The sequence below is a fragment of the Flavobacterium sp. Root935 genome (assembly GCF_001429295.1).
Taxonomy (GTDB): domain Bacteria; phylum Bacteroidota; class Bacteroidia; order Flavobacteriales; family Flavobacteriaceae; genus Flavobacterium.
The window spans coordinates 890,356-914,727 of sequence record NZ_LMJL01000008.1 but is presented as its reverse complement, the minus strand read 5'-3'; the positions used below and the strand labels follow the sequence as shown (position 1 = coordinate 914,727).

Genomic DNA, 24,372 nt, shown 5'->3' with positions numbered 1-24,372 from the left:
GTTAATAGGGTTTGGTCATTAATCGAATAAGAACTCCTTTTCGTTTTACAAGATTTTTATAATCCCACTGAATTTCTTTTCCTTTTTCCAGCCAGCGTTTTAAATCTTCTTCATTGATTTGATCGGAGTTTGTATAACGGATTTCTGCAGCTTTAAAAGAACCTTCGTTTTGGAGTTTTTCTTCGTCAAAAGATTGTCCGCTCCAAAAAAGCAATCTAACAGAATCTTTCAATTTGCTGTAACCCACAATCGGATTTCCATCTAAAAACCAAACTGGGTGTGCATGCCAGATTTTATTTTCCGCTTCAGGCAGCAAATGGTTGATTATAGTACTTAAAACTGTGCATATCTTTTGATCTTCATCGCTTTGAGAATCGTTATATGCCTGAATTTCTTTGTTCATGTTTTTCAAGTTTAATGTGTTAAACTATTTCTTCAGAAGATTTTAAAAAAATACAGCTGCCATGTTGAGAGTATGCCTTTTCTTTTTCTGTAAATCCTCTTTTTTTATAAAATTCAATTGCTTTTGTATTGTTTTCTAGACATTTTAAAGTTACGGCAGATTTTGTTACGCCAATAGCTGCTTTTAATAATTCTGTTCCAATTTTTTTGTTTTGATATTTTTCGTCAACATATAAATGATGAATAAAATTTGTCGGCATCCAAATCGAAATAAAACCAACAGGAATATCATTTACTAATGCAGTGAGAATATATTCTCCCTGTGTGTATTTTTCGAAATCATCTAGATGGAATTTGGATGTATCTAGCCATGAAAAAGTTTTTTTTCTTTCGTTTAAAAATAATTCTTTTAAAGCTGGATAATGTTTATTTTGGACTTCTTCTATGATCATTAACGCATTCGTTTATTGATTTATTTTGAAATTTTCTGAAATCAAAGAACCATCTTGTGCAAAACCTTGAACTGAAAATAAATAACCTTCTAATTGAGGATTGGACTTTATTTTGAATGAAACCTCTCCATTATTCGTTTGTAAGTCTGGTTTCCAGTCAATTTCTGTCCAATTACTGTACTTTTCGATATTGAAAGCGTAAATTGGTGAATAGTACTTTTTGTCTTTATCAAATCCGTCTGTAATGATGTATTGGTTAAAAAGTTCAACGATATTATTTTGATAGTTTTGTGTGGTGAAAACCTGAAAAATTTTATTTCCTTTCACAGTTTGAATCATAATGTTTTCGATGTCTTTTATTTCTAAAGAAACACCAAGTAATTCATTAGATGAAATATATTTTCCATCAATATATAAAACTGCTTCTTTGTCAATTCCAGTTTCCAGATAGGTTTCTTGACCTTTCCAGGTTACCATTTTGACATTTTGATCAAAATTTAAAAAATACATTAAATCTTTGTTCTTAAAATGTTCTGCAATTTCTATATCATAATATTTCCCAATATCAAAAACCAACGGCTGGTATTTTTTAATGAGCTTTTTTCGATCGACAGCTCTTTTGTTTTGGGCAGTAATTCTTATTTCATCCAATTTTATAGAGCCTGCCGTATACATCTCATTCCATGAATTCTCGTTTAAAATAGAAGTTTGTTTTATTCTGTTTTCAATGTTTACATTAGTCAGCGACGAGTTTTTTAAATTATTAAGCTGAATATTTTCTGGTTTTATGGCCTCATTATTGTTGTTTACAAATGAAATTTTGACAGCATCTCCCTTGTAAATGAGAAGATTATTGAAGCTGAAATCTTTTTTTTCATTCAAAAATATTTTATCAATAATTATATTATCTGTTGTTAATAGAGCCAGATGATTTGCAGGAAGAGTTGACAAGCTGCCCTTTAGCTTAAATCCTGCTTCAAAATCATATTTATAAACAGGATTTAAGTCAGCAATCATTTCTTTTAATGTAAACTGAGTCCAGCCTTGCGTAAGCAACAGTAAATCTAAATGCTGGTTTCTGTTATCATTTTTTGTATTAAAATAATAGGCAGGATTTTCAATATATCCTTTTACGTACGGGGATAGGAGGAAAGCACTTTTTATAGTATTGGTTTCTGTATAATTTAATGCATTTAGAGGTAATACTGATGTACTCAAATTTGCATTTATACTTTGATCTAAGTGAGATATTTTAAGCTTGTAGTTAATAGAATCATTTTCAATAGTTGTTTTTTCTATCGCAACGATTGGTTGTACTTCTTTTTCAACATAAAATTTTCTTTCTGCAATTGGCTGATTATCTTTAAAAAGGGTAATCGTATTAATACCATTATAGAAGTTTTTTTTGTCGATTTCTAGATTTAATGCTTCTAAGTTTTGAATTTCGAGATAATCTAGAATATTATTTTTTTGATGAAATAACAGTTTGTAACGATTCTTTTTTATTTCAGGAATAGAATTGCTGTTTGTCTTAAGACTTAGTTTAATATGCTCTAAAGGTGTATTGTCAAGATTTAAAAGAATACCTGTTTTTTGAGCAGCAGGCAGATTTACTTTTATTACAGTGTCATTAATATGGACAACGGCACTGTATGTTTCATTTGGCTCATAGATAAAGTTACACTTAGTCATTCCTAAATGCTGGCTTTTAAAAGTGGCAACTTCCTTATTTTTTGTATTTATTATCTTGCCTAAATAATCAATTCCTTTTCCATTACATAATGATTTAATGCCAATTGTATTTTCTACATTCTCCAGTAAATAACCTCCTTCTGGAAAGAACTGAATATCATATTTATTCTTCGAAGAGGTTTGCTTTACGGAAATGTTGTTCAGAATATTTATTTCTTGAATAAAGGTATTGTCATCTCCAAAGTTTCTCATGTAATTTGTCGCCGCTTCAAGATAATAAACTCCAGTTTTTAGCGAATCGTTTAATATAAACTGTCCTTTTCCGATTCCTTTATAAATAAAAACTTGCTGGTTTTGAATTATTTTGCCTTTTGCATCTAAGAGATTCACATTAAGACGTGTTGTTTTTAAGGAAGGTTTGTTCGAAATGTCACCAACATAAGCTTTAAACCAAACAATGTCATCAATAAAATAAGATGTTTTATTGCTATGAAGAAACACTTTTTCAAAATATAACGGATTTTTTTTAAGCGGTTCAATAACACTGTCTAGAAAGGATTCTTTTTGTGAAAAGGCTGTTGGGGGATTTTTCACTGCAGTTTCCTGAGAAAATGAAATGCCATAAAAACATGCTGTAATAATAAAAGTTATAATCTTTAATTTCATTTAGAGATGTCTTTTTATATTGAGGTTATGTTTTTAGGCGGGCTAATTTTTTTAAAAGACCAAATCAAATTGAACTTGTTTTAGATATCTGATTTCTACTGTTCTTCGATTATAGAATTTCCTTTAGAATGATCTCCAGAGGTCCATTGCCAGGTTTCATGGAGTCTTATTTTTCCGTTCTCTAAAACTTCTGGTTTCGAGGAACACATTCCTGTCATTAATTCGCCTTTGTCATTTACTTGATGATAGCGCATTTCGATATTTCCTTTTTCATCAACCAAACCAATTAAATGCCCAGTAACTATTTTTCCTCCCGAATATTGAGCCGTTAAAATATTCCCTTTTTGTTGATAATGAAATACTGTCTCGTGAGACGTTTCTCCATTGTCACTATTACTGAAGGGTTTAAAAATTTTACCGTTATAATTAATCATTTTGGATTTTTTAGTCTTTTCGATTTAGATCGGTAATCAATAACGGATTGTTCTCTTTAAGTTTGTTCACCAATTCTTCGGCTGTTCCAGGATTTGCTTTGATATGTTCGAATTCAGATGAAGTTATTCCAACAATCTGTAGAAATGAAACTTCTCCATGCGGGGTATGTTTTTTTTCAATTTCGGGATCATTTACAATAACAAGTGCTGTAATATCGGTATCTGTATCGAGACGAATAGGTCCGTTTGCAGGCATGTAATGAAATTCTTCAAACCAGTTGCCGCTGCTAAAAACATATTTTGCAATATTTTGAAGTAGGACCACTGCCCAGCTTGGGTTTCCGTTATCGGCTTCGAAAGGTTTTAGTCTAAAAGTAAGCTCAAAACCCCATTTGCTAAATTCCCCATCAACTTTTTCTTCATTATAATATAATTCAGAAAATCCGTAGGTTATAAAATGATAATGATTTGTTTGTTTTTTACTTTCATACACGCTTATACCATCTAGAGGATCTTCTCCACCAAGCATATAACTAATCGCAGGTACAAAATGTTTAGGTTCCTGCCCTGGATAAAGTCGGTCAAATTCTTTGTCAATTTCTAACCATCCAACGGCGTCATCTTCTGAAAATTCTTTCTTGTATTCTTCTAAAGTCATCTTTATCGGTTTGTAGTTTAAGTGTATACAAGATATTATTTTTATTCGAAAACTGGGAATTTTTAGAATAATCCTTTTTTTAACTGATTTATTAAATTTGTGTAATAATCATAAACTACAATATGCAAGTTTGAACCATTTATATGAGTTTCTAATATCTTTATTATATCATATCTAAAATGAGCGGGAACTTTGTTGATTTGCTGATTTATTATTCGATAAAATGTATCTATAGATGCTTTTTTGGGTGGTATTTTTGGAATTGATAAAATGTATTCCCATTTATTTTCGCAATTATCGAACTCTGATAATAGTGGTAATTGATTTGCAATAACAAACTGAATTCTCTTATTTTTTATATTAATATGTCTAATTAAAAAATCATAAGAAGTTTTAGTATTAATATCAAATCTTCTGCAGATCATTGTTATTGTTCGTATGAAGTATTCGAGAATAGTTTCGTCAAATTCATATTTATATGCGATTTTTACAATCCTTTCAATTATTGATTGATCTGAATAAAAAGCTATAATATATGTTCCCAGTTCTGAACATATTTCTTTGTAAATTTTTTTTATTAAAATTAAACCATTTGGAGAAATTGATTTTTCTAATTCTTCAATAGTTGCTAAAATTTCTTCATCTTTTTCATATTTATCTTGCTTTTTTATGCTCATAAATTTTTTATCTTAAAAACTCAAATTATAAGCAAAGATATATAATGTAGTTTTTTTATTACTTTTTTATTGTGTAAATAATTACAATTATCTAACAGAATAAAAAAATCCGACTCGCTTTCGCAAATCGGATCTTGTTTTATTCTATTTTTTTTATCAGCTGTAGAGTGCCTTGCTGTAAACCTTTGTAATAATCGCCTTTTTTTAACTCAGGAACCACATACGCAGCTATGATATCTTTCATTTCTTGATCGGTCATTTTTGCACGTATTTTGTCAACTCCCTGTACTTGAATTTGTCTTAGTTGTTTACTGATTACAATTAAAATTGAAGTGTCGATCTTTAATTTAGAAAGCAGGTATTTATCTAAGTCCAGCGAATAATCTGTCAGGTCTGTATAAGGTGCTATTGATGAGGTTGTAACAATTAGGATTTTGCTTTTTGTTTTGGCTTCACTTGCTTTCAGATAATCATTTAAATCCTTGATTTGTTTTGGAGTAAGGATTTTTTCGAAATCATTTACATAATCGTATGATTTGGCAAAGATGTTTTGTGCTTCACCTTTTGTTTGTGCAAAAAAATAATTTGGAAAAAAAAGAACAATTGCAAAAACGAATACTAATTTTTTCATGGCAGATATGTTGATTTGGGCGATGCAAAACTAATGCTTTATTATTAAAATTCAGGCCTTAAATTGTTACGAAAAATCAATATTTATTTCCCATAACATTCAAATAAAAAAATCCGATTTACAATTGAATCGGATTTTAAAATTTTACTGCAATAAAGGAAGTAAATGATCCCATTTAAGTTCTTTTGCAAAATCTAATGCAGTTTTTCCATTTTCGGTTTTGGCATTTTTATCTGCACCAGATTCTAATAAAACTTCAATAGAAGTCTGATTTCCGGCAATTGTTTCGCGATGTAAAAACGTATAACCCAATTCGTCTTGAGCTGTTATTTCTTCAGGATTATTTTTTACAAAGTCAATAAGGCTTTCTTTCATGTTTTTACTCATCGGATGTTCAATGATGTTTTCTGGTTTTTCTTTTTGTTCGTTAACCACCAGAATATCATTAAAATCACCAAAATCTAATCCCCAAGCTTCATCATGTGATGCTCTTTCTTCCTCACTCATTTCAGAACGCATTGCCTGAATTGTAAAAGCACCGTAGACTTTTCCACCAATTGCAAATAACCAATCGCTGATTTGGTTTACTGGAATTTGTACTTCATCACCGTTATTTACATTCGTTAATTCGTCAGGATCATTTACTAGAACACCGTATATATTTTCTCCGTCAAAATTTACATCGTTAATCCACATGTGTTCTACAACAGTTTCATTGTCGATTTCCTGCGTAAAAGCCAGTTTTACACAAGCAACATCAAGTCCTGGAATTATTCTTCGGTATTCCCAAGATAATTCTCTCCAGAAGTATTTAAAGGTTTCTTGTGCTTTTTTATAAGCCTCAATCATTTTTGGATTTTCTCCGTCGGCGTAGAATATTTTTGTCTCTTCCATTATATAGTATTTATAAGTGATTATCTAGATTATTATGATCTTCTAAACGAATAAAAAACCGATTTGTTTTCGCAAATCGGTTTTTTTATATCAAAAGTAAATCGGGTTTAGAAATTTACATCGTCTGCAATATTCCCGCCTTGTTCTGCGGCAAATTTTGCAGCATATTCTTTTTGTTTTTCCTGCTGATAATTTGTGAATTCCATGATGTCTTCTGAATTCCAATTCTGATTTTGCTCCGTCATCCATTGCATTGCCACAGATTGAAAATCGGCAAGATTGATTCCGAAATTATCCAAAATCCATTGAGCACCGTCAATTCCGTATTCATAAGCTGCCTGTCTTGCTCCTGCAAGTTCTTCGTAGAAATAGCGATCAGTTCTGATTCTTTCTAGATTTGCAGCACCTTCTTCAGAAATTTCAGCTTTAAGATTTTCCAACTGCGGAACTGTTACATTTTCAGCGTAATATTGTCCGAATAAAGTTGTAACCGTAAACGAAGTATCTTCGCCCATACGCTGCGGCCAGATTGTATTTAATTCTTCCCAGATTATTGGTTCAAATCCCATTGCTTTACAAACTTCCAAGTAATCTATTCCGGCGCTTATTTTAAGACACATTGCGGTATAAGTTCTTAAATCTACGCCATGTACAGGTTCTAAAAACGGATTGTTGTCATCTACTTTTACAAATCCTGAAGTTTGAATTCCTGAGTATTTTAGTGAATTAGCATGTTCAAATCGTATCATTTGATCAGAATCGCAATTGTTCCATTCTGTGTAAACTGCTCTTCTGTAGTTGAAATATATATTTTGAATATCTTTTTCATCTAGGTTTTCGCCGTTTGCTCTTTCGTCTGCAATCCAAGCTTCCGCTCTTGCAGCTACTTCATTATCAAAATCTTCTACCTCGTAATGTGTTCCGTGTAAAGTTTCAGGATCGTATTCTGTTTCTTGATAATTGTTATCGTCTTCGTAATTGTTATTTGAAGTCTGCGCTTCGTAATTTTGGTTTTCCTGTTTATTGTCTCCGGTTAGAGATCCAAAAAGCTTTTTAAACATTTGTCGATTTTTAGGGTTAATAACTATTTATATTTTAATTGATTCTGATACATTTTTTCGTTGTGTTCTTTCAGATCTGGGGTAATTTTATTCCACTCATCGTACATTGCTCTTAAATAAGTATGATATAATTTTGGAGCATTTTGAATTGCAGACTGTCTTTGTTCTTCCAGTTCATCCATTTTCGCATTGATTTCACTCAAAATTTTTTTGTCTGTTTCGTGTATTGTGCTCAAACTTAATTCATGTCGTTGATGGTATAAGGCACGTTCTTTTTCATTTTCAATTTCATAAGCCTCTTGTAAATGTGCAGTTCTCTGTTCGGCAAGTCCCCGTGCAATATGTTGTAAATTCCTTCCCTGTGTGCTTGGCGCAAAAGTATTCTGTGTTTTGCAATACGGACATGAAATATAGGTTTCGATTAAAAAGATTTTTTCGATTGTGATATTTCCACCGCATTGTTTACAGCTGAATTTATCTTTAATAGATTCAAATTCATCTAAGATTTTCTGATATTCTATTTCAAGATCACGCTCCTGTGTTTTTTCTATTTGTTTTCTCCAATATTCATATTTGTCTTCAAAACCTCTATGATAACGATCGGAACAAACAGTTCTAAAATTAGAAATTAACCCGTAATATTTACTTAGAACAGAAACCTGCGAATTGATGTTTTGGTAAGTATCCAATATTTTTTCTTCGAAAGTGTCTCTGGCTTTTTCTCTTATATTGTTTAATTGCCCATTTACACCTGAATAAACTTTCTGAAAAGTTCTTTTATAAATATCATCGTCTTCTTCTAAAATCTGTTTTAGTTCTGGAATTGCTGCCGTTGCAAACTCTTCCATTTTAGTTTCCAATTTTTCTAAAAAACTAAACCATCTTTCTTGTGATTCCTGAAGTTCACAATACCAATCGGGTAGACTTTCTTCTTTTTCTTTCTTGAATAATCCGAACACTTATCTTGATTTTTTAAATTGAATTATCTTCTTTCTTAATGTAAACTCCGTCTGTAAGTTGTACTGTTATGAACTCAAATCCGCAATAAGCGCAATGTGTTACGCCATCTTGTTTGGCTCTTCCAGCGCCGCAATTTGGGCAATCCCTTACATTCATTTGGGCTTGGGTAATTTCTAATTCACCGCCGTAATTAGATTGTTTTTTTGCGTTTGCTTTAAGTTTGTCCAGAAATGAATTGACTTTTTTTTCTTCCATTACAGTTGACTTAATAGTTCAGATTTCTTTGTTTTAAATTCCGCTTCGTCAATTAAACCAGCATCAAACAATGATTTGAGTTTTTGAAGTTTAGAAGTCAGATCGTCTGTTTCTTGTTTTGGAGTTTCTTTATTCTGCTGTATTTGGTTTAAAAGAATTCCCATACTCAGTGCATTTTGTGTTGCATCGTGAAGCACTGTTCCTTTGTCTCCAATAGCAGTTGCGGTGTTAAATTTGGTAAACTTATCCATATCCGTTACCATATTCATATTGGTGATTTTATCGTAATGAGCGGTAACTTCTTCTGGCAATGTCACGCTGGTAATAACAAACTGCGTTAATTCAATTCCCAATTGTAGAAAATAAGGTTTAAGATAAGGCTCAATTTTTTGACCTAATTGGGTAATATTTCCAGCAATATCAGTAATTGTAATATTTTCATTTGCGAGAACTTCACCAAATTTTGGCGCAACAAAATCTCTTAATTGATTCTGTAATTCAAAAATGGTCAACTGTTGATATGTTCCTGCATATTGACGAAAGAATTTGGCAGCATCAACAATCTTAATATCAAAACTCCCAAAAGCGCGAACCCTGATTTGCCCAAACTGAGGATCATTTAATAGGATGGGAGCAGGAGTTCCCCATTTGTTATTGATAAATTGATGAGTATTGAAAAAGTAAACGTCAGCTTTAAACGGACTTTCAAATCCGTATTTCCAGCCTTTTAGTTTACTCAGAATCGGAATGTTTTCTGTAGATAAGGTGTAAAGTCCCGGTGAGAATATATCTGCAAGCTGTCCTTCATTTAGTAACATTGCCTGCTGACTTTCTCTAACGGTTAATTTTGCTCCGTTTTTGATTTCTTTGTCTTCATCATAATATTTCCACATTAATAGATTGGGATCAATTGTAGTGGCTTCAATTATTTCTATAAATGGTAATTTCATGCAAAATTATTTAGAAATAATAAAAATAAGAATTTTAAGACGATGAGAAAATTTTTTAATGTCAAGTTTTTAACAAATTTTTCTTTATAAAAGTTTAAGGCTTTATTTTTGAGACAATGTATTATCATTCTTTGTTCCTCGAAATGACAAACAAAGCTGTTGATTGGATATAACAATAAAAAAATCCGACTCGCTTTCGCAAATCGGATTTTTAGATTGAAAATTATATATAACCGTAAAACGGTATATTTTTACAAGTGAATTACTTCGCCGTAAGCATCTGCAACAGCTTCCATAACAGCCTCGCTCATTGTTGGGTGAGGGTGGATAGATTTAAGGATTTCATGACCTGTAGTTTCTAGTTTACGAGCTACAACTGCTTCAGCAATCATATCTGTAACACCAGCACCAATCATGTGGCATCCTAACCATTCTCCGTATTTAGCATCAAAAATTACTTTTACGAATCCGTCTGCAGCTCCGGCAGCTTTTGCTTTTCCAGAAGCTGAGAATGGGAATTTACCAATTTTTAATTCGTAACCTTTTTCTTTTGCTTGTTTTTCTGTTAAACCTACAGAAGCAATTTCAGGAGTTGCATAAGTACAACCTGGAACGTTTCCGTAATCAATAGGATCTACGTGAAGACCTTTAATTTTTTCCACACAGTTAATTCCCTCAGCAGAAGCTACGTGAGCTAAAGCTTGCCCTGGAGTAACGTCTCCAATTGCGTAGTATCCTGGAATGTTAGTTGCGTTGTAAGCGTCTACCAAGATTTTATCTCTGTCAACAGCAATACCAACTTCTTCTAATCCGATATTTTCAATGTTTGTTTTGATTCCAACAGCAGAAAGTACGATGTCAGCTTCAAGAACTTCTTCTCCTTTAGCAGTTTTAACAAACGCTTTTACTCCTGCACCAGTTGTGTCTATACGCTCAACAGATGAGTTAGTCATAACTTTAATTCCTGCTTTTTTCAATGAACGCTCAAATTGTTTTGAGATATCTTCGTCTTCTACAGGAACAACGTTTGGCATAAATTCTACGATAGTAACATCTGTTCCCATTGAGTTGTAGAAGTGAGCGAACTCAACTCCAATTGCTCCAGAACCAACAATGATCATAGATTTTGGTTGTGTTGGCAATGACATTGCCTGACGGTATCCAATTACTTTTACACCATCTTGAGGTAAGTTTGGTAACTCACGAGAGCGAGCTCCAGTAGCGATGATAATGTGGTCAGCGCTGTATTCTGTAACTTTACTATCTTTATCAGTAACGTCAAGTTTTTTTCCTGGTTTTAGTTTTCCAAAACCTTCAATAACGTCAATTTTGTTTTTTTTCATTAAGAATTGAACTCCTTTGCTCATTCCTTCAGCAACACCACGGCTGCGTTGAATTACTGCTGGGAAATCTTTGTCAAATTCTGAAACTTTCAATCCGTAATCAGAAGCGTGTTTTAAATAATCAAAAACCTGAGCCGATTTTAGTAATGCTTTAGTTGGGATACATCCCCAGTTTAAACATACACCACCAAGATTTTCTTTTTCAACTACAGCTACTTTAAAGCCTAATTGTGAAGCTCTAATTGCTGTAACATATCCGCCAGGACCACTTCCTAAAACAATAACGTCGTATTTCATTTTTTTGGTTTTTAATATTAACTACCGAAAATGAAGTTTATATTTCCGAAACTCATTTTTCGATTATTATTCTTTTGTTATTTGTGCTTGCGAATTTAATGATTTATTTTAAATCAACGTTCGAAAATTTGTTTTTAGCAACACAGATTTTGGTCTTTTCACAGAAACTGAAGTAATTGTTAATTGTAAATTGTGAATTATGAACTGAAAATTGACATTTAGAAGTTAAATCTGAAAATTTATCGATACCAATACCAATGTCAAATATCAATGTCAAAAATAATGTAGCCACAGATTGTTAGGATTAAAAAGATTTTAAAATCAGTGTTAATCTGTGTAATCTGTGGCTATTATAATTTTAAATTTCATGTGGAATTCTTTGCGTGGGCTTCGACTTCGCTCAGCCTGACAAACGTTATTAATTCTTAGTTGTTAATTATTATGTTACCAGTTAATTTTTGAAGTAACATCAAACAATTAACAATTAATAATCAACCATTAACCATTAACCATTAACCATTAACCATTAACCATTAACTATCAACCATCAACCATTAACTATCAACCATTAAATCTTAACGTGTCCCCAGTTTTCTCCGCTGGCAATTCTTCTGATCTGCATTTCGCTTACTCCGAATTGTTTGGCAATCATTTTAAGACGTGTTTTTTGTTCTGGACGCGCAAGAATTTTTTTGATTAACATGACTTTCGTTGTTGTTAATTTTCGTCCGTCGGCTTTAAGATTGTGTTCGATTAGATTCTTTTTGGCTTGGATAACTCTCGGACTTTTACGGCTGTGCGCCATCATTTCCTGCTTGGTTGCCCAGCGTAAATTGCTTACATCATCATTTGCTCTGTTGTAATCTAAATGCAGAACATACGTTTGATCTTCGGAATCTTTCGGAATAAAATATTGGGCTACTAATTTGTATAGGAAGAGATATTTGTTTACAATTTTATCGTCTTTTTTAACCTTAAAACGGAAGGTTGGATATCCGTCGCTTAATCCGCCTTTTAGGAGGCGTCCGTTTTCAATTTCATCAGTAAAACTTATAAGTCTTCCTCTGTTTGAAATGGCATATCTTAATTGTAATGAGGCGTTTATTTCTATTTCTTTAAACTGTTCGTTTGGATAAAATCTATTTTGTGGCATTTTCTTTTACATTTGATTTCTATATTCTCAAAGATAAATAATAAACGAAAAATTACCGCTATGTTGTTGATTATGAAAGATCAATTTTATGATTTCTATAACGCTAATTTAACGTTTTAAAGCGATTTCGACAGTTTTTAATCGGATTTTAAATCACAAATTGTGAATTATGTAGTTTTTTAATTTGCCAGTAAGTATAAATTTTAAGATAATGAATTGTTAATTACTGATCGAGCCAATTTTTAAAATTATTAATTTCTTTTTTGCTGATGAAAATAGGGTCATTTTCTACAGACGGAACGGTCAAAATTAGTTCGACTTTTTGGTGAGAATGTTTGATGACTTCTTTGATGCTGTTTCTATGAACGATATACTTTCTGTTTATTTTAAAGAAGATAAAGGTGTCTAGGTTGTTTATGATATCTGTAATCGTACTATTATATAAGTAACTATTTCCAGATTTTACATAAATAAAAAGATGCTTTCCCGTGGCAGCAAAATAGTTGATTTCGCTTTCATTAATAGAAATCAATTTATAACCGTGGTTGACCAAGAAATGACGCTGTATTTTACTGTTTTCTGGATTTTCTAGCGCTATTAGGGATTGAAGCGTAGACTCGCTGTTAAAACTGTTTTTGATTTTTTTGAATTTATGAAGCGCCTCTAATAATTCTGTTTCTTCAAATGGTTTTAAAAGATAATCGATTGTAAAATGCTTGAAAACAGATATCGCATAAGAATCGTAAGCGGTAATAAAAATAACGGGGCAGGCGATGATTGTTTTTTCGAAAATCTCCAAACTCTTTCCGTCGCCCAGATGAATGTCCATAAAAGCTAAATCGACTTTGTTTTCACTAAAGAAAACAACAGCTTCTTTTACAGATTTTAGAACTGTAATTGCTGTGATCTGTAGAATTTCCTGCTGCTCTAAAATGGATTTTAGATAGCTGGAAGCAAGATATTCGTCTTCAACAATAGCAATTTTCATCTTTTAGACATTTTTATACGCTCGAATTATTTGCAAAGATAATTCACTAATTATTTATTACAATAAAGAATGCATTTTGTTGTAAATATTATATCAAAAAAAAGGTCCAGTTTTTCAACTGAACCTTTTAAAAAAAACAATAGGTATTATAGATTGGGATTGTTCAATCTCGCACTTGCTGGATAAATAATCGTGTAACGCGGATCGTTTTGTATCAAAGTATAATCTTCACCACCAAATTTGTGAACAATTTGTTTTTGAGATGTTCTTCTCAAATCAAACCAACGCTGTCCTTCAACAGCAAATTCACGTTGTCTCTCGGCTAAAATGAAGTTTGTTAAATCAGCTTCATTCATCGCATTTACATCACTTTCAAGCTGAGCATAAGCTGCTGCAGTATATCTGTTTTTGATGAAACTCAACAATGTTGTTTTAGCATCGCCAAGGTTATTTAATTTTGCAGCTGTTTCTGCTTTTGTTAAATACAATTCAGAAGTTCTAAAAGAACTTTTTTGATCGTCATTACCACCTTTTTGAATTCTAAAACGGCTTCCGCTTGCTAAAAAGTAAAGTGGAAAACGTAAATCGGTTGTTCTGTTGTAAGCCGCAATTAATTCAGGCGAAGCGTATGAAGCTCCCTTTAATCTGTTAATGTATGCATCTTCTAAAGCTAAAATAGATTCTTTTGAATCGTATTTTGTTGCAAAAACAGAGGCAGCTTTTAAATCAACCAGATTGTTGTTGATTGCCAACGCTTTATTTGAAGCATCTAAAGATTTCTGCCATTGTTGCTGATGTAAGTAAACACGGCTTTCTAAGCTGAATAATGCAACTTTTGAAAAACGATAATTTAAACCTTTTGGTTGTGAATTTAAATTGATTAGTTTTTCAGCTTCTTGAGTATCAGTAATTATTTGATTGTAAATTACTTCAACACTTTGAGGAACGAAAACCTGCTCCAAATCAATTTCTAAAGCCAAAGGAACGCCTTTGTCTGAAGCAGCAGTTGCAGCATTGTATGGTTTTGCGAAAAGGTTAACCAAATCAAAATAAGCCATTGCTCGTAAAGCATAAGCTTCTCCAATTAATTGATTTTTTTCTTCAGAAGCAGCTAATTTTTTTGATGCTTCGTTGATCACCACATTCGTGTAGAAAATTACATTATATAAATCCTGATATTGAAAATCTCTTGTAATACGGTCTGGATTGGAATCTTTCCAGATAAAAATATCTTTGTAGATATTGACATCTTCGTTAAATTCATCCATCGTCAATTCATCTGTACGAAGTGTCGTCAATGCTTTATGTTCCGGATATTTTGAATATCCTGTTGTTAATACCGCACGAAATTGTTCTTGTGTTTCTGGAATAACACGGCCAACAGGTGTTATATCCAGATAATCATCGCAGCTTGTTACTGCAATTGCAGCAACAAAAAGTAATATGTATTTTGAGATTTTTTTCATCTTTAATTGTATTAGAAAGTTACATTACATCCTAAAGTGAATGATTTAGGAACTGGTTGTGCATAAATGTTTCCGAAAGTTTCTGGATCAAAGTAACCTTTGTAATCTGAACTAATTACGAATAAGTTTCTTGCCTCAACATTAAGTCTGATGCTTTGAATATTGATATGATCTGTAAATGCTTTAGGGAATGTGTATCCTAAACGCATACTGCTTAATCTCATATAACTCATTTCGCTAACCCATGTATCTAAATAATTGTAAGTTGGAATTTGATTTTGTCCAGAAAACCATAAGTATGCCATATACGAATCTCCTGTTCCAGAATCTTTACTTGTAATTCCAGGTAAATTAGAAGATGTATTTGTTGGTGACCATGCATTTAAAATATCATTAGTATAATTTTGTCCTCTATCAACTATTGTCCCGTTATAAGGAGGAGTTCTTACTACAGTTTGCTTCAAATTGAAGGCAGCAGCTACTGTGAAATCAAAATTACTTACTTTAATAGTGTTGGTAAGACCACCTGTAAATTTAGGATCTCTATCGCCTAAGTAAACAAATAAATCTCTCATTTCAGCAGCTGATAAACTTGACTGTGTAAGTTCTCCAGGGAAGAAGTCAGCATAAGGATCATATAATCCGAAGAATTTCTGAGCATTTACTGTTTCTCCTTTTTTGTTTACAAATAATGGATATCCGTTTTCGTCAATTCCATTTGTTTTATAACCAAAAACAGCATTTACAGGAAGACCTTCTCTACTTGGAAGAAAATCATTATCACGTACTTCAATACGATCTACATTACTTTTGTTGTGAGAAAAGTTAATACTTGTATTCCATTTAAAATTTGGACGGTCAATATTTCTTGTAGATAAAGTAATCTCATAACCTCTATTGGTTACTTGCGCCCAGTTTAAATTCGTGTATTCAAAACCATTTTCTAAAGGAAGTGCTCTTGAACCAATTAAGTCAGAACTTTTTCTTCCGTAAAAATCAGTTACAATGCTGATACGGTTGTTGAACAAGCCAAGATCCATACCTAAGTTGGTATTAGACGTTTTTTCCCAACGTAATTTATCGTTTGGCGGACTTTCTACAGAAATGGTTTGTTCTGTCTGTCCTGGTAAAATGGTTGTGTTTTTATACGTTCCTACTACAAATGGAGAAGTATTTTTGTCAATGTTACCTTGTAAACCATACGAAGCACGGAATCTTAAGTTAGAAAGTGTTAAGTTATCTTTTAAGAAATCTTCTTCAGAAACGGTCCATGAAGCAGATGTTGACCAAAGCGGCAGATATTTGTACTTTGGATCTACACCAAATAAATCTGAACCATCGTATCTAACACTTCCAAAGAAACTGTATTTTCTATCGTATGTATATGATGCCGTAGCAAAAAATGAAGCAAAAGCATTTTCGTTTTCCGTTTTCAAATACGTTCTGTATTCCAAATCATTAGCAAAATTGGTATTTGGGAACATAATTGGTTTTGTAGTCAAAGTGCTCTTGTCAAATCCAAAACCTTTTGTTGAAATAGAAGTTGCGTAACTTCTTCTTAACTCATTACCAATCATGGCTTCAACTTCGTGCTTTTCTCCAAAAGTTTTAGAGTAATTCACCATAGTTTTTAGATTGTACTGAAAAAAGTCAGTGTTTGAGTTTTGGATAATACCACCATCAGGAAGGAAATAGTTGAAAGCTCCGTTAGTAAAGTAACGAGATTTTTCTCTTTGTTTTCTAGTATAATAAGTGTCTTTATCAGCAAATTTTTCGCTAGAAGTATTGTCTAATTGTAAACCTAATTGTGATGTTACTCTTAAATCTCTAGTGATTTTGTATTCAGCGTCCAATAAAGCTTTTACAGCTCTTGTTTTTAAGTCGTAAGAAGTGTTTGCTCTTTCTTCTAAAATATTAAATGGAACATAACGATCTGAGTAACCAGAAATATCTTGGTCATATTTATAACTTCCGTCAGCATTGTATGGAGTTAAATATGGGTTTACATTTCTAGAATAATTACTTGGACTTGTAAAAGCGTCAGTATCTGTTAAGTAAGATGTAGTTTTGTTTTCAGAACCAAAAATTCCAACTCCAACTTTAAATTTATCTGTAATTTCGAAATTGTTTTTCAAAGTTAAGTTGTAACGTTTGAAACCAGTCCCGATAGTTGTTCCTTTCTCATCATAGTATCCTAAAGAGAAATAGTAATCTGATTTTTCACCACCGCCAGATAAACTTAAACCGTGCTGCGTGTTTATTGCAGTTTGGTAAATTAAGTTACCCCAGTTGGTATTGTTGTTTCTTAAATCATTAATAGATTGTTGAGTTGCTGGACTTAAAGAAGAAAATCCACCAGCTCTAAAAGCAGCTAGTTCATTAGATCCGTTAAGGATACGAGAAATTTCTCCAGCGTTGTCTCTGTATGTTAAATCTTCACGGCTTGCCATGTTAAGCTCTAAATCAACTTTTTGGCTTGCATTCAATAAGTTTAATTTAGAAAATTCTGGTCTTTGTGTAATAAAAGTATTTGTATTAAAGTTTACAACCATTTTACCGGCTTTACCTTTTTTAGTAGTTACAACGATTACACCATTTGCAGCACGAGCACCGTAAATAGCCGTTGCAGCAGCATCTTTAAGAACAGTAATATCTTTAATATCATCTGGGTTTAAACCTGCGATAGAGAAATTGTTTAATACATCGATATTATCTTTATCGTAATTTTTTGGAACTTCATTTCCTTCTAATGGTAAACCATCAAGTACCCAAAGAGGATCTTGTGTACCGTTAAGAGAAGCTGTACCCCTAATTCTAATTTTTGCCGGAGCACCAGGAGCACCAGATGGAGTAGAAACAGCAACACCTGCAATTTGTCCCACCAATAATTGATCTATACTAGAAACCCCAGTTTGCTGGATTGCAGCCATATCAATTTTGGTAACAGCACCGGTAACTTTTCTTTTCTCAATTTTTTGATAACCTGTAACTACAACCTCTTGAAGTTTTGCAGATTCAGATTTTAAATTAATGGTATAGTTTTTTTGAGAGTCTAATTCAAGAGTGTACGATTTGTATCCCATAAAAGTAACTCTCAAAGAAGTAACGTTTTTTCCAATTTTTAAGGTGAATTTACCGTCGAAATCTGTAGTAGTTCCGATTGCTTCACTTTGAATAATTCCTGCTAATGCAGTTTTGTTTGAAATGGCATTGTTTTCGACAAAAATCGATGCACCTGGAATAGGCGACTGATCTGCTTCGTCTAGAATAATTCCCGTAATAGTTCGGGATTCCTGCGAGTATCCTGCGATGGCCAGGAACAGCAGTAAGGCATGTAGAATTTTTTTCATGTTTTTGGATTGGTATTAAAAGGTTGTATTATTTAGGGCTTTTTCGATTCGTTGTATTAAATCGCGGTAATGGTTTTGGGTTGATTGATCTCCTGTATTCTTTTTTGTTTTTAATAATTGAAGTACTTTATTTAATTCTCCTTTTTTATCAGAAGTCACTTCTGTAACTCTTTTTAAAGAAGATTGATTGATATTTCTTGCCATGTGTGCATCATCTATATAATTACATAAATGCGGCATATTAAGTGTTTCCTGAATTTCGATTGTTTTTTTTGCATCTGTTTTTTCAAACAATTTATTGGTCGATACAACTAAAACATCTACATAATTCTTTTGTGTCATTCTTTCTAGAATGGTCAAAGATTTATTGGCCAATGTCCCGGCAAAAACACTTTGATGTAATTTTTTAAACAAGTCATTTACGGTAAAAACCTGTTCTTTGGTTTTATTGCGCTGATACAATTCGTTTTCTGTCATTCTAAGCAAACGATCATCGCTTAATAAATCATACAAAATGCTGTATTGTAATTCTCTTGAAAGCGTGTATGGCGTATACTCGTAAGGACCAAGAGGCGAATCTTTCAGCGGATTTGTTTTGTCTAAAATGTCATTAAAAAATAACCATTGCGGAATCGTAATTATGTTTTTATTCAAATAATCTACAGCTCTTTTTTGCATTGCCGCAGGAACTGGAACATAACTTTGTTTGTTATCGCCATGAACAGTTGTATTGAGATAAATACCGCCAATATTGTTCATTACATGACGATTGTACATTTGCCATTGCCCAATAGTTCCGATGTATAATTTTCCAGTTTCGTAATACGATTGATCTTTCTCGTAAGTCCAGTTTACAATATTATCAACAACACGTTTTAAGTTTTTCAAACCATATTCGCTCGCTTTAACTGCATCATTCCCTAAATCTTCAGACTGTGAACGCGGATCAATTATATTTTCCTGCTGTTCACCGTAGAAATAAATTGGGTCATTTTGGTGCTGGGCAATTAAAGTGTTTAATTTTAAAGTTTCATTGTCATTTGGACCATACCATCTGTAACCCCATTCGATAGCATATTTATCGTATTCACCAATTTTTGGAGTAATAACGGTAACATTATCTTCTGGCTGTGCTACATAATTGTAACGCGCATAATCCATAATAGAAGGAGCTGTGCCGCCCATTTTTGCTGTAAATTCTTTAGATCTTAAAGATTCAACATCATAAGCAAAAGAAGAACCCATGTTGTGTTTTAAACCAAAAGTATGTCCAACTTCATGAGACGAAACAAAGCGAATAGCTTCTCCCATATGTTCGTCGCTGAATTTATTTCCTCTTGCTTTTGGATCGATTGGTCCAGTTTGAATTCGCATCCAGCTTTGAAGCGAAGTCATAACATTATGCCACCAGATAATATCCGATTCGATAATTTCACCGCTTCGTGGGTCCACAACAGATGGTCCCATAGCATTCGATTTTGGAGATGCAGCATACGTAATCACAGAATAACGTACGTCATCAATATCAAAATCTAAATCTAAATCATTTTCAGTAGGTTCTTTTGCAATAATTGCATTTTTGAAACCCGCTTTTTCAAAAGCTGCCTGCCAATCGTGAACTCCATCGATAATATATTTTCTCCATTGTTTTGGAGTAGATGGGTCGATGTAGTAAACGATTGGTTTTTTCGGCTCTACTAATTCACCTTTCAAATATCGCTCTTCATCTTCTTTCTTAGGTTCTAAACGCCAGCGGGTAATCAATTCTTTTTCAAGCATTGCCTGCTGTGCATCGGCAAAGTACCAATGCTTTTCGGTAAAGAAACCAATTCGGTTATCAGAAAAACGAGGTTTCATTGGAGTTTTATCCAATAAAATAATATTACTAGTCACGCCAAGCGTTACCGATAGTGCCGGTCCGCCTTCGCTTACAGAAGTTGTTAATTGAGATTTAACAACAATATTTTTTGGGAAAGATTTTAATCCTTCTATATAAGATAGTTCAGATTTTACAGAACCTCCAAACCCAATGTTGCTCAAAACATCATTGAAGCTTTTTTGTTTTCCGTCAAAAATCTTGTTTACTTTTATTACGACAGATGTAGAATCGTTGTTTTTAGTTTCAATATCAAAAACTTCAATAATAGATTCGGCAAAATTATTTTGTACAGATTGTGTAATCGCATCTTCTTTTGGTGAAGAAACTTTAGGAACATACGATTTTACCCAGACTTTCTTTGCGATTGTATCTTTATAAAAACTAATAATTTTGTTTTCATAATTCATTCCTTTATTTAAACCAGCTTCATTTACTTGAAAAGGAACTTGAGATAATTTATTTACAACTAAAAATTCTCTTTGAAATAAGCTGTCCTGAATTTCAAAATAAACATCAGTTTTAACTTGAATAATATTGAACAATCCTTTTTTAACGGAACCTTTTTTTACAAGGTCATCATATTTTTTTCCTTTTTTGGAGTCGGTTGAATCTTTTGTAATTTCAGTAGACGCTTCTTTTTTGTCTTTCTTTTTCTTTTGAGATTGAACATTAAGCGGAGATAATAATAAAATGAGTAAGCAAAATGTTATCAAATTATGCAGGAATGCCTTTTCCTTCATCAGNAAAAAAAAAAAAGGAGTGAACGGATTTTTTTTAGGAGTGAATGGATAGTAAAGGAAGGATACAAACGAAACTGCCATCTTTTTCTGATGTCTCAAATTCGTTTTTTGAATAATAATTGTAAATGCTCTGCAGATAATTTAGACCAAATTTAGTACTTGGTTCTGCATTCAATTTCTTTTGAAGATTGTTACTGATAATAACCTGATTTGCTTTGATCAGGATTTTTGTCGTCAAAGGGTTTTCTTGAGTAGCTGTGTTGTGCTTTATAGCATTTTCGACTACAACTTGAAAAGCCAGATACGGAATAAATTTGTTTAACGCAGATTCGTCTTCAATTTCTATAGAAAAAAATAATTCTTCTTTAAAACGGGTTTGCTGTAAAAAGATATATTTCTCGATAAATAATAATTCATCCTTTAGAGGAACGACATTCTTCTCAGGCGGATCAATTAAATAACGATAAATACGAGATAAGTTCAAAGTAAATTTCTGCGCAGTTTTAATATCGCTTCCAATTAACATATAAAGTGAATTGAGCGAATTGAATAAAAAGTGCGGATTTATCTGCTCTTTTAATTGCTGCAGTTGGATAAGTGCTTTCTCTTTGATGATTTTTTCATTTTCTACCAAGAGTTTGTTTTTCTCCTTAATTACAATTCCTTTTTCTTTATAGGCGCGTCTGTTGGCATAAGAAAATAAGTAGAATATCAGCAAAAGCATAACTGTTGTTATAGAATATATCCATGTTGAATATTTTTTAGTCAATAAAACAGTTTCATCCTCAATCATTTTTGGAAAACTAATGGAAATATACCAAGGCAGATTTTTAATATCTAATCTTGTCGTAAAACTGATTACATCCAGCTTTAAAAATTCAGACATCGTAACTCTTTTGGTGTAATCCAATTTTAAAAAATCAGATGCCGAAGTTCTGTTGGGATCTTTCTTATAAGTGAAAATGGTATCTGATGGCTTAATAGCAGAGAAATCATAAATGTTTTTCCCTATGAAAGTGGAGTCGGGGTGATAAACGCATGTTCCTGCCTTGTCAAATACAAAAGCATAATTCGAAGCAGCTTTGTCAACAGTCGAAAAATTATCGTGTAATTTTTTTAAGCTGATGTCATAACCACAACGAACCGTAGTATGATTTTTAGAGATGGTTTTAAAGTAAATTCTCCAAACCCATTCTTTTCCTTGTTTAATTACTGTGTTGCTGCGAACAGTGGTTTGATTTTTAGCAATAAAATTGGTAATATCTTTTTTTATTTCATCAGAAACAGAATCGTTTCCAAATTCTATTTTTTCATCATTAATCTGAAACCAGTTATCAACTATCATAGAATTGATGGACTGAACAGATGACAATACTTTTATATTAGCTGATAAATTTGATTTATTGCTGATTTTTAAAGCATGTTTGATTCTGTTTTCCTGTTCCAGAAATCTCGAAAATTCCCGCGACATTAATTCATGTTTTTTAATAAAGTTCAATCGCGCCTCACTTTCATTTGCTTTTTTTGTAACATCAGTAATTAAATTACTTAACATGTATACAGAACAAACTGTGATAAGAATCGAAACAATAACGTATATTAAAAAAGCACGTCGTGAAGTAATATTTTTTAATCTAAATTTCAAAGAATATCGGTTATGACTTAGTTCGCCACGGCGAATTGAGAGTCATATAAATTTTTATAATAACCATCAGTTTTGTGCAACAATTCCTGATGCGTTCCTTGTTCAACAATTAGTCCTTTGTCCATCACTACAATCTTATCTGCATTTACAATTGTTGCCAATCGGTGGGCAATAATAATAGAAGTTCTTCCTTTTGTAATTGTTTCAGTTGCACGCTGAATCAATTCTTCAGAATAGGTATCTATAGAAGAAGTTGCTTCGTCTAAAATCAAAATACTTGGATTGCTTACATACGAACGTAAAAAAGCAATCAATTGTCTTTGTCCAGACGACAGCATTACGCCTCGCTCTTTTACATCAAAATCATAATTATCGGGCAGATTCATAATAAAATCATGAACGCCAATTTTCTTCGCGGCATCAATTACTTGATCGCGGGTAATTTCTGGATTATGTAAAGTGATGTTATTGTAAATCGTATCGGCAAACAAAAATACATCTTGTAAAACCACTGCGATTTGTTTTCGAAGTGAAGCCAACGTATAGTTCTCGATATTTTCGCCGTCAATACAAATCGTACCGCTGTTAATTTCGTAAAAACGATTCAGCAGATTAATTATAGTCGATTTTCCTGCCCCTGTAGAACCAACAATCGCAACGGTTTGTCCTGCAGCAACAGATAAATCTATTCCTTTTATAACTTCTTCCTCGGGAATGTAACTAAAACGTACTGCTTCAAATTCGATACTTCCGTCAAAAACTGGCGCTTCAATTTTTCCAGTATCCTGAATATGATCTTGTGTATCAATTATATCAAAAACACGATTGGCAGCAATCATTCCCAACTGCATCTCATTGAATTTATCTGCAATTTGTCTTAATGGATTAAAGAGCATTCCAATGAACATTGTATACGAAAACAAATCTCCAAAAGTGGTAAAATGATCTCCGTTCAAAATTCTAAAACCGCCGTAAACCACAACTAATCCCAAAGTAATAGATGAAATAATATCAGCAATAGGGAAGAAAATCGAGTTGTATAAAATCGTTTTGATCCAAGCAACACGATGTTTATTATTGATGTCTTTGAAGTTTTCTGCTTCGATTTTTTCACGATTAAAAAGCTGAACAATTTTCATTCCCGTTACGCGTTCCTGTACAAAAGAGTTCATGTTGGCAATCTGAGTTCTCACTTCTTCAAAAGCCACCTGCATTTTACGTTGAAATATTCTAGTAATGAAAACCAAAATAGGCATGGCAAGAACCACAATCCAAGTCAGCTTCCAGTTCATGTAAAACATAAAAATAAGTACGACAAACATTTTCATCAAGTCGCTTATAATCATAAATAAACCTTGACTGAAAATACGGGCAATCGATTCAATGTCTGAAACGGCTCGAGTAACCAACTGGCCAACCGGAACCAAATCAAAATACTTCATTCTGAAACTCAAAATGTGTTTAAAAAGTTTTGTTCGAATGTCCTTAACAATGTCTTGACCGAGCCAGTTCGCCCAATATACAAAGTAAAACTGCGAGAAAACTTCCATTAATAAAACTACACCCATCAAAATGATATACATCAATAATCCCGTCTTGTCATGGGTTTTGATATATCCATCTACGGTTTCTTTAAGTAAATAGGGGCGGAGTGCGGCGAAAATAGACAGCGATACGGCGAAAATAATTACACCGTAGTAACGCCATTTATAAGGCTTTGTATATTTTAAAATTCGTTTGAATAATCCTGTATCGAATGCTTTTGCTTTCATTTTTTTT

At 32.6% G+C, this 24,372-nt stretch carries 20 protein-coding genes; all 20 read right to left on the bottom strand.

Features of this window, described 5'->3' with window-relative positions; translation table 11 throughout:
* Position 1: 1 nt before the first annotated feature.
* Positions 2 to 403, bottom strand: a complete 402-nt coding sequence (locus ASE40_RS09085; RefSeq protein ID WP_057116631.1) for a DUF1801 domain-containing protein — start codon at positions 401 to 403, stop codon at positions 2 to 4.
* A 19-nt stretch (positions 404 to 422) separates the two neighbouring features.
* Complete coding sequence (locus ASE40_RS09080) at positions 423 to 854, bottom strand: GNAT family N-acetyltransferase (RefSeq protein WP_057116630.1); 432 nt, start codon at positions 852 to 854, stop codon at positions 423 to 425.
* 12 nt (positions 855 to 866) lie between these two features.
* Positions 867 to 3,212, bottom strand: coding sequence for a hypothetical protein (locus ASE40_RS09075; RefSeq protein WP_057116629.1), 2,346 nt, complete (start codon positions 3,210 to 3,212; stop codon positions 867 to 869).
* 95 nt (positions 3,213 to 3,307) lie between these two features.
* Positions 3,308 to 3,646, bottom strand: coding sequence for a hypothetical protein (locus ASE40_RS09070; protein ID WP_057116628.1), 339 nt, complete (start codon positions 3,644 to 3,646; stop codon positions 3,308 to 3,310).
* 10 nt (positions 3,647 to 3,656) lie between these two features.
* Positions 3,657 to 4,304, bottom strand: a complete 648-nt coding sequence (locus ASE40_RS09065) for a suppressor of fused domain protein (RefSeq protein WP_057116627.1) — start codon at positions 4,302 to 4,304, stop codon at positions 3,657 to 3,659.
* A 62-nt stretch (positions 4,305 to 4,366) separates the two neighbouring features.
* On the bottom strand, positions 4,367 to 4,981 hold the full coding sequence (locus tag ASE40_RS09060) for a hypothetical protein (protein ID WP_057116626.1): 615 nt from the start codon (positions 4,979 to 4,981) through the stop codon (positions 4,367 to 4,369).
* A gap of 139 nt (positions 4,982 to 5,120) precedes the next feature.
* On the bottom strand, positions 5,121 to 5,612 hold the full coding sequence (locus tag ASE40_RS09055; protein ID WP_057116625.1) for a TPM domain-containing protein: 492 nt from the start codon (positions 5,610 to 5,612) through the stop codon (positions 5,121 to 5,123).
* A gap of 144 nt (positions 5,613 to 5,756) precedes the next feature.
* A complete protein-coding gene (locus ASE40_RS09050) occupies positions 5,757 to 6,506 on the bottom strand; it encodes a DUF2314 domain-containing protein (protein ID WP_057116624.1) in 750 nt (249 codons plus the stop codon).
* 107 nt (positions 6,507 to 6,613) lie between these two features.
* Positions 6,614 to 7,567 (bottom strand): DUF6620 family protein, encoded by a 954-nt coding sequence (locus ASE40_RS09045; protein ID WP_057116623.1) that lies wholly within the window; start codon positions 7,565 to 7,567, stop codon positions 6,614 to 6,616.
* Between the two features lie 23 nt (positions 7,568 to 7,590).
* A complete protein-coding gene (locus tag ASE40_RS09040) occupies positions 7,591 to 8,526 on the bottom strand; it encodes a hypothetical protein (RefSeq protein ID WP_057116622.1) in 936 nt (311 codons plus the stop codon).
* A 13-nt stretch (positions 8,527 to 8,539) separates the two neighbouring features.
* On the bottom strand, positions 8,540 to 8,782 hold the full coding sequence (locus tag ASE40_RS09035) for a hypothetical protein (RefSeq protein WP_057116621.1): 243 nt from the start codon (positions 8,780 to 8,782) through the stop codon (positions 8,540 to 8,542).
* Positions 8,782 to 9,732 (bottom strand): SPFH domain-containing protein, encoded by a 951-nt coding sequence (locus tag ASE40_RS09030; RefSeq protein WP_057116620.1) that lies wholly within the window; start codon positions 9,730 to 9,732, stop codon positions 8,782 to 8,784. The genes ASE40_RS09035 and ASE40_RS09030 overlap by 1 nt, the downstream gene beginning before the upstream one ends.
* Before the next feature lie 251 nt (positions 9,733 to 9,983).
* Complete coding sequence (gene lpdA, locus ASE40_RS09025) at positions 9,984 to 11,372, bottom strand: dihydrolipoyl dehydrogenase (RefSeq protein WP_057116619.1); 1,389 nt, start codon at positions 11,370 to 11,372, stop codon at positions 9,984 to 9,986.
* A gap of 568 nt (positions 11,373 to 11,940) precedes the next feature.
* Positions 11,941 to 12,525: an NUMOD4 domain-containing protein gene (locus tag ASE40_RS09015; RefSeq protein WP_057116617.1), complete on the bottom strand. Its 585-nt coding sequence runs from the start codon at positions 12,523 to 12,525 to the stop codon at positions 11,941 to 11,943.
* A gap of 223 nt (positions 12,526 to 12,748) precedes the next feature.
* Positions 12,749 to 13,513, bottom strand: a complete 765-nt coding sequence (locus ASE40_RS09010; RefSeq protein ID WP_057116616.1) for a LytR/AlgR family response regulator transcription factor — start codon at positions 13,511 to 13,513, stop codon at positions 12,749 to 12,751.
* Positions 13,514 to 13,659: 146 nt separating this feature from the next.
* Positions 13,660 to 14,979 (bottom strand): RagB/SusD family nutrient uptake outer membrane protein, encoded by a 1,320-nt coding sequence (locus tag ASE40_RS09005; RefSeq protein ID WP_057116615.1) that lies wholly within the window; start codon positions 14,977 to 14,979, stop codon positions 13,660 to 13,662.
* Between the two features lie 11 nt (positions 14,980 to 14,990).
* Complete coding sequence (locus tag ASE40_RS09000; RefSeq protein ID WP_057116614.1) at positions 14,991 to 18,329, bottom strand: SusC/RagA family TonB-linked outer membrane protein; 3,339 nt, start codon at positions 18,327 to 18,329, stop codon at positions 14,991 to 14,993.
* 15 nt (positions 18,330 to 18,344) lie between these two features.
* Positions 18,345 to 20,948 (bottom strand): zinc-dependent metalloprotease, encoded by a 2,604-nt coding sequence (locus ASE40_RS08995; protein WP_057117005.1) that lies wholly within the window; start codon positions 20,946 to 20,948, stop codon positions 18,345 to 18,347.
* A gap of 34 nt (positions 20,949 to 20,982) precedes the next feature.
* Positions 20,983 to 22,503, bottom strand: coding sequence for a sensor histidine kinase (locus ASE40_RS08990; RefSeq protein ID WP_241774345.1), 1,521 nt, complete (start codon positions 22,501 to 22,503; stop codon positions 20,983 to 20,985).
* A gap of 107 nt (positions 22,504 to 22,610) precedes the next feature.
* Positions 22,611 to 24,365, bottom strand: a complete 1,755-nt coding sequence (locus tag ASE40_RS08985) for an ABC transporter ATP-binding protein (RefSeq protein WP_057116612.1) — start codon at positions 24,363 to 24,365, stop codon at positions 22,611 to 22,613.
* Between the last annotated feature and the right edge of the window lie 7 nt (positions 24,366 to 24,372).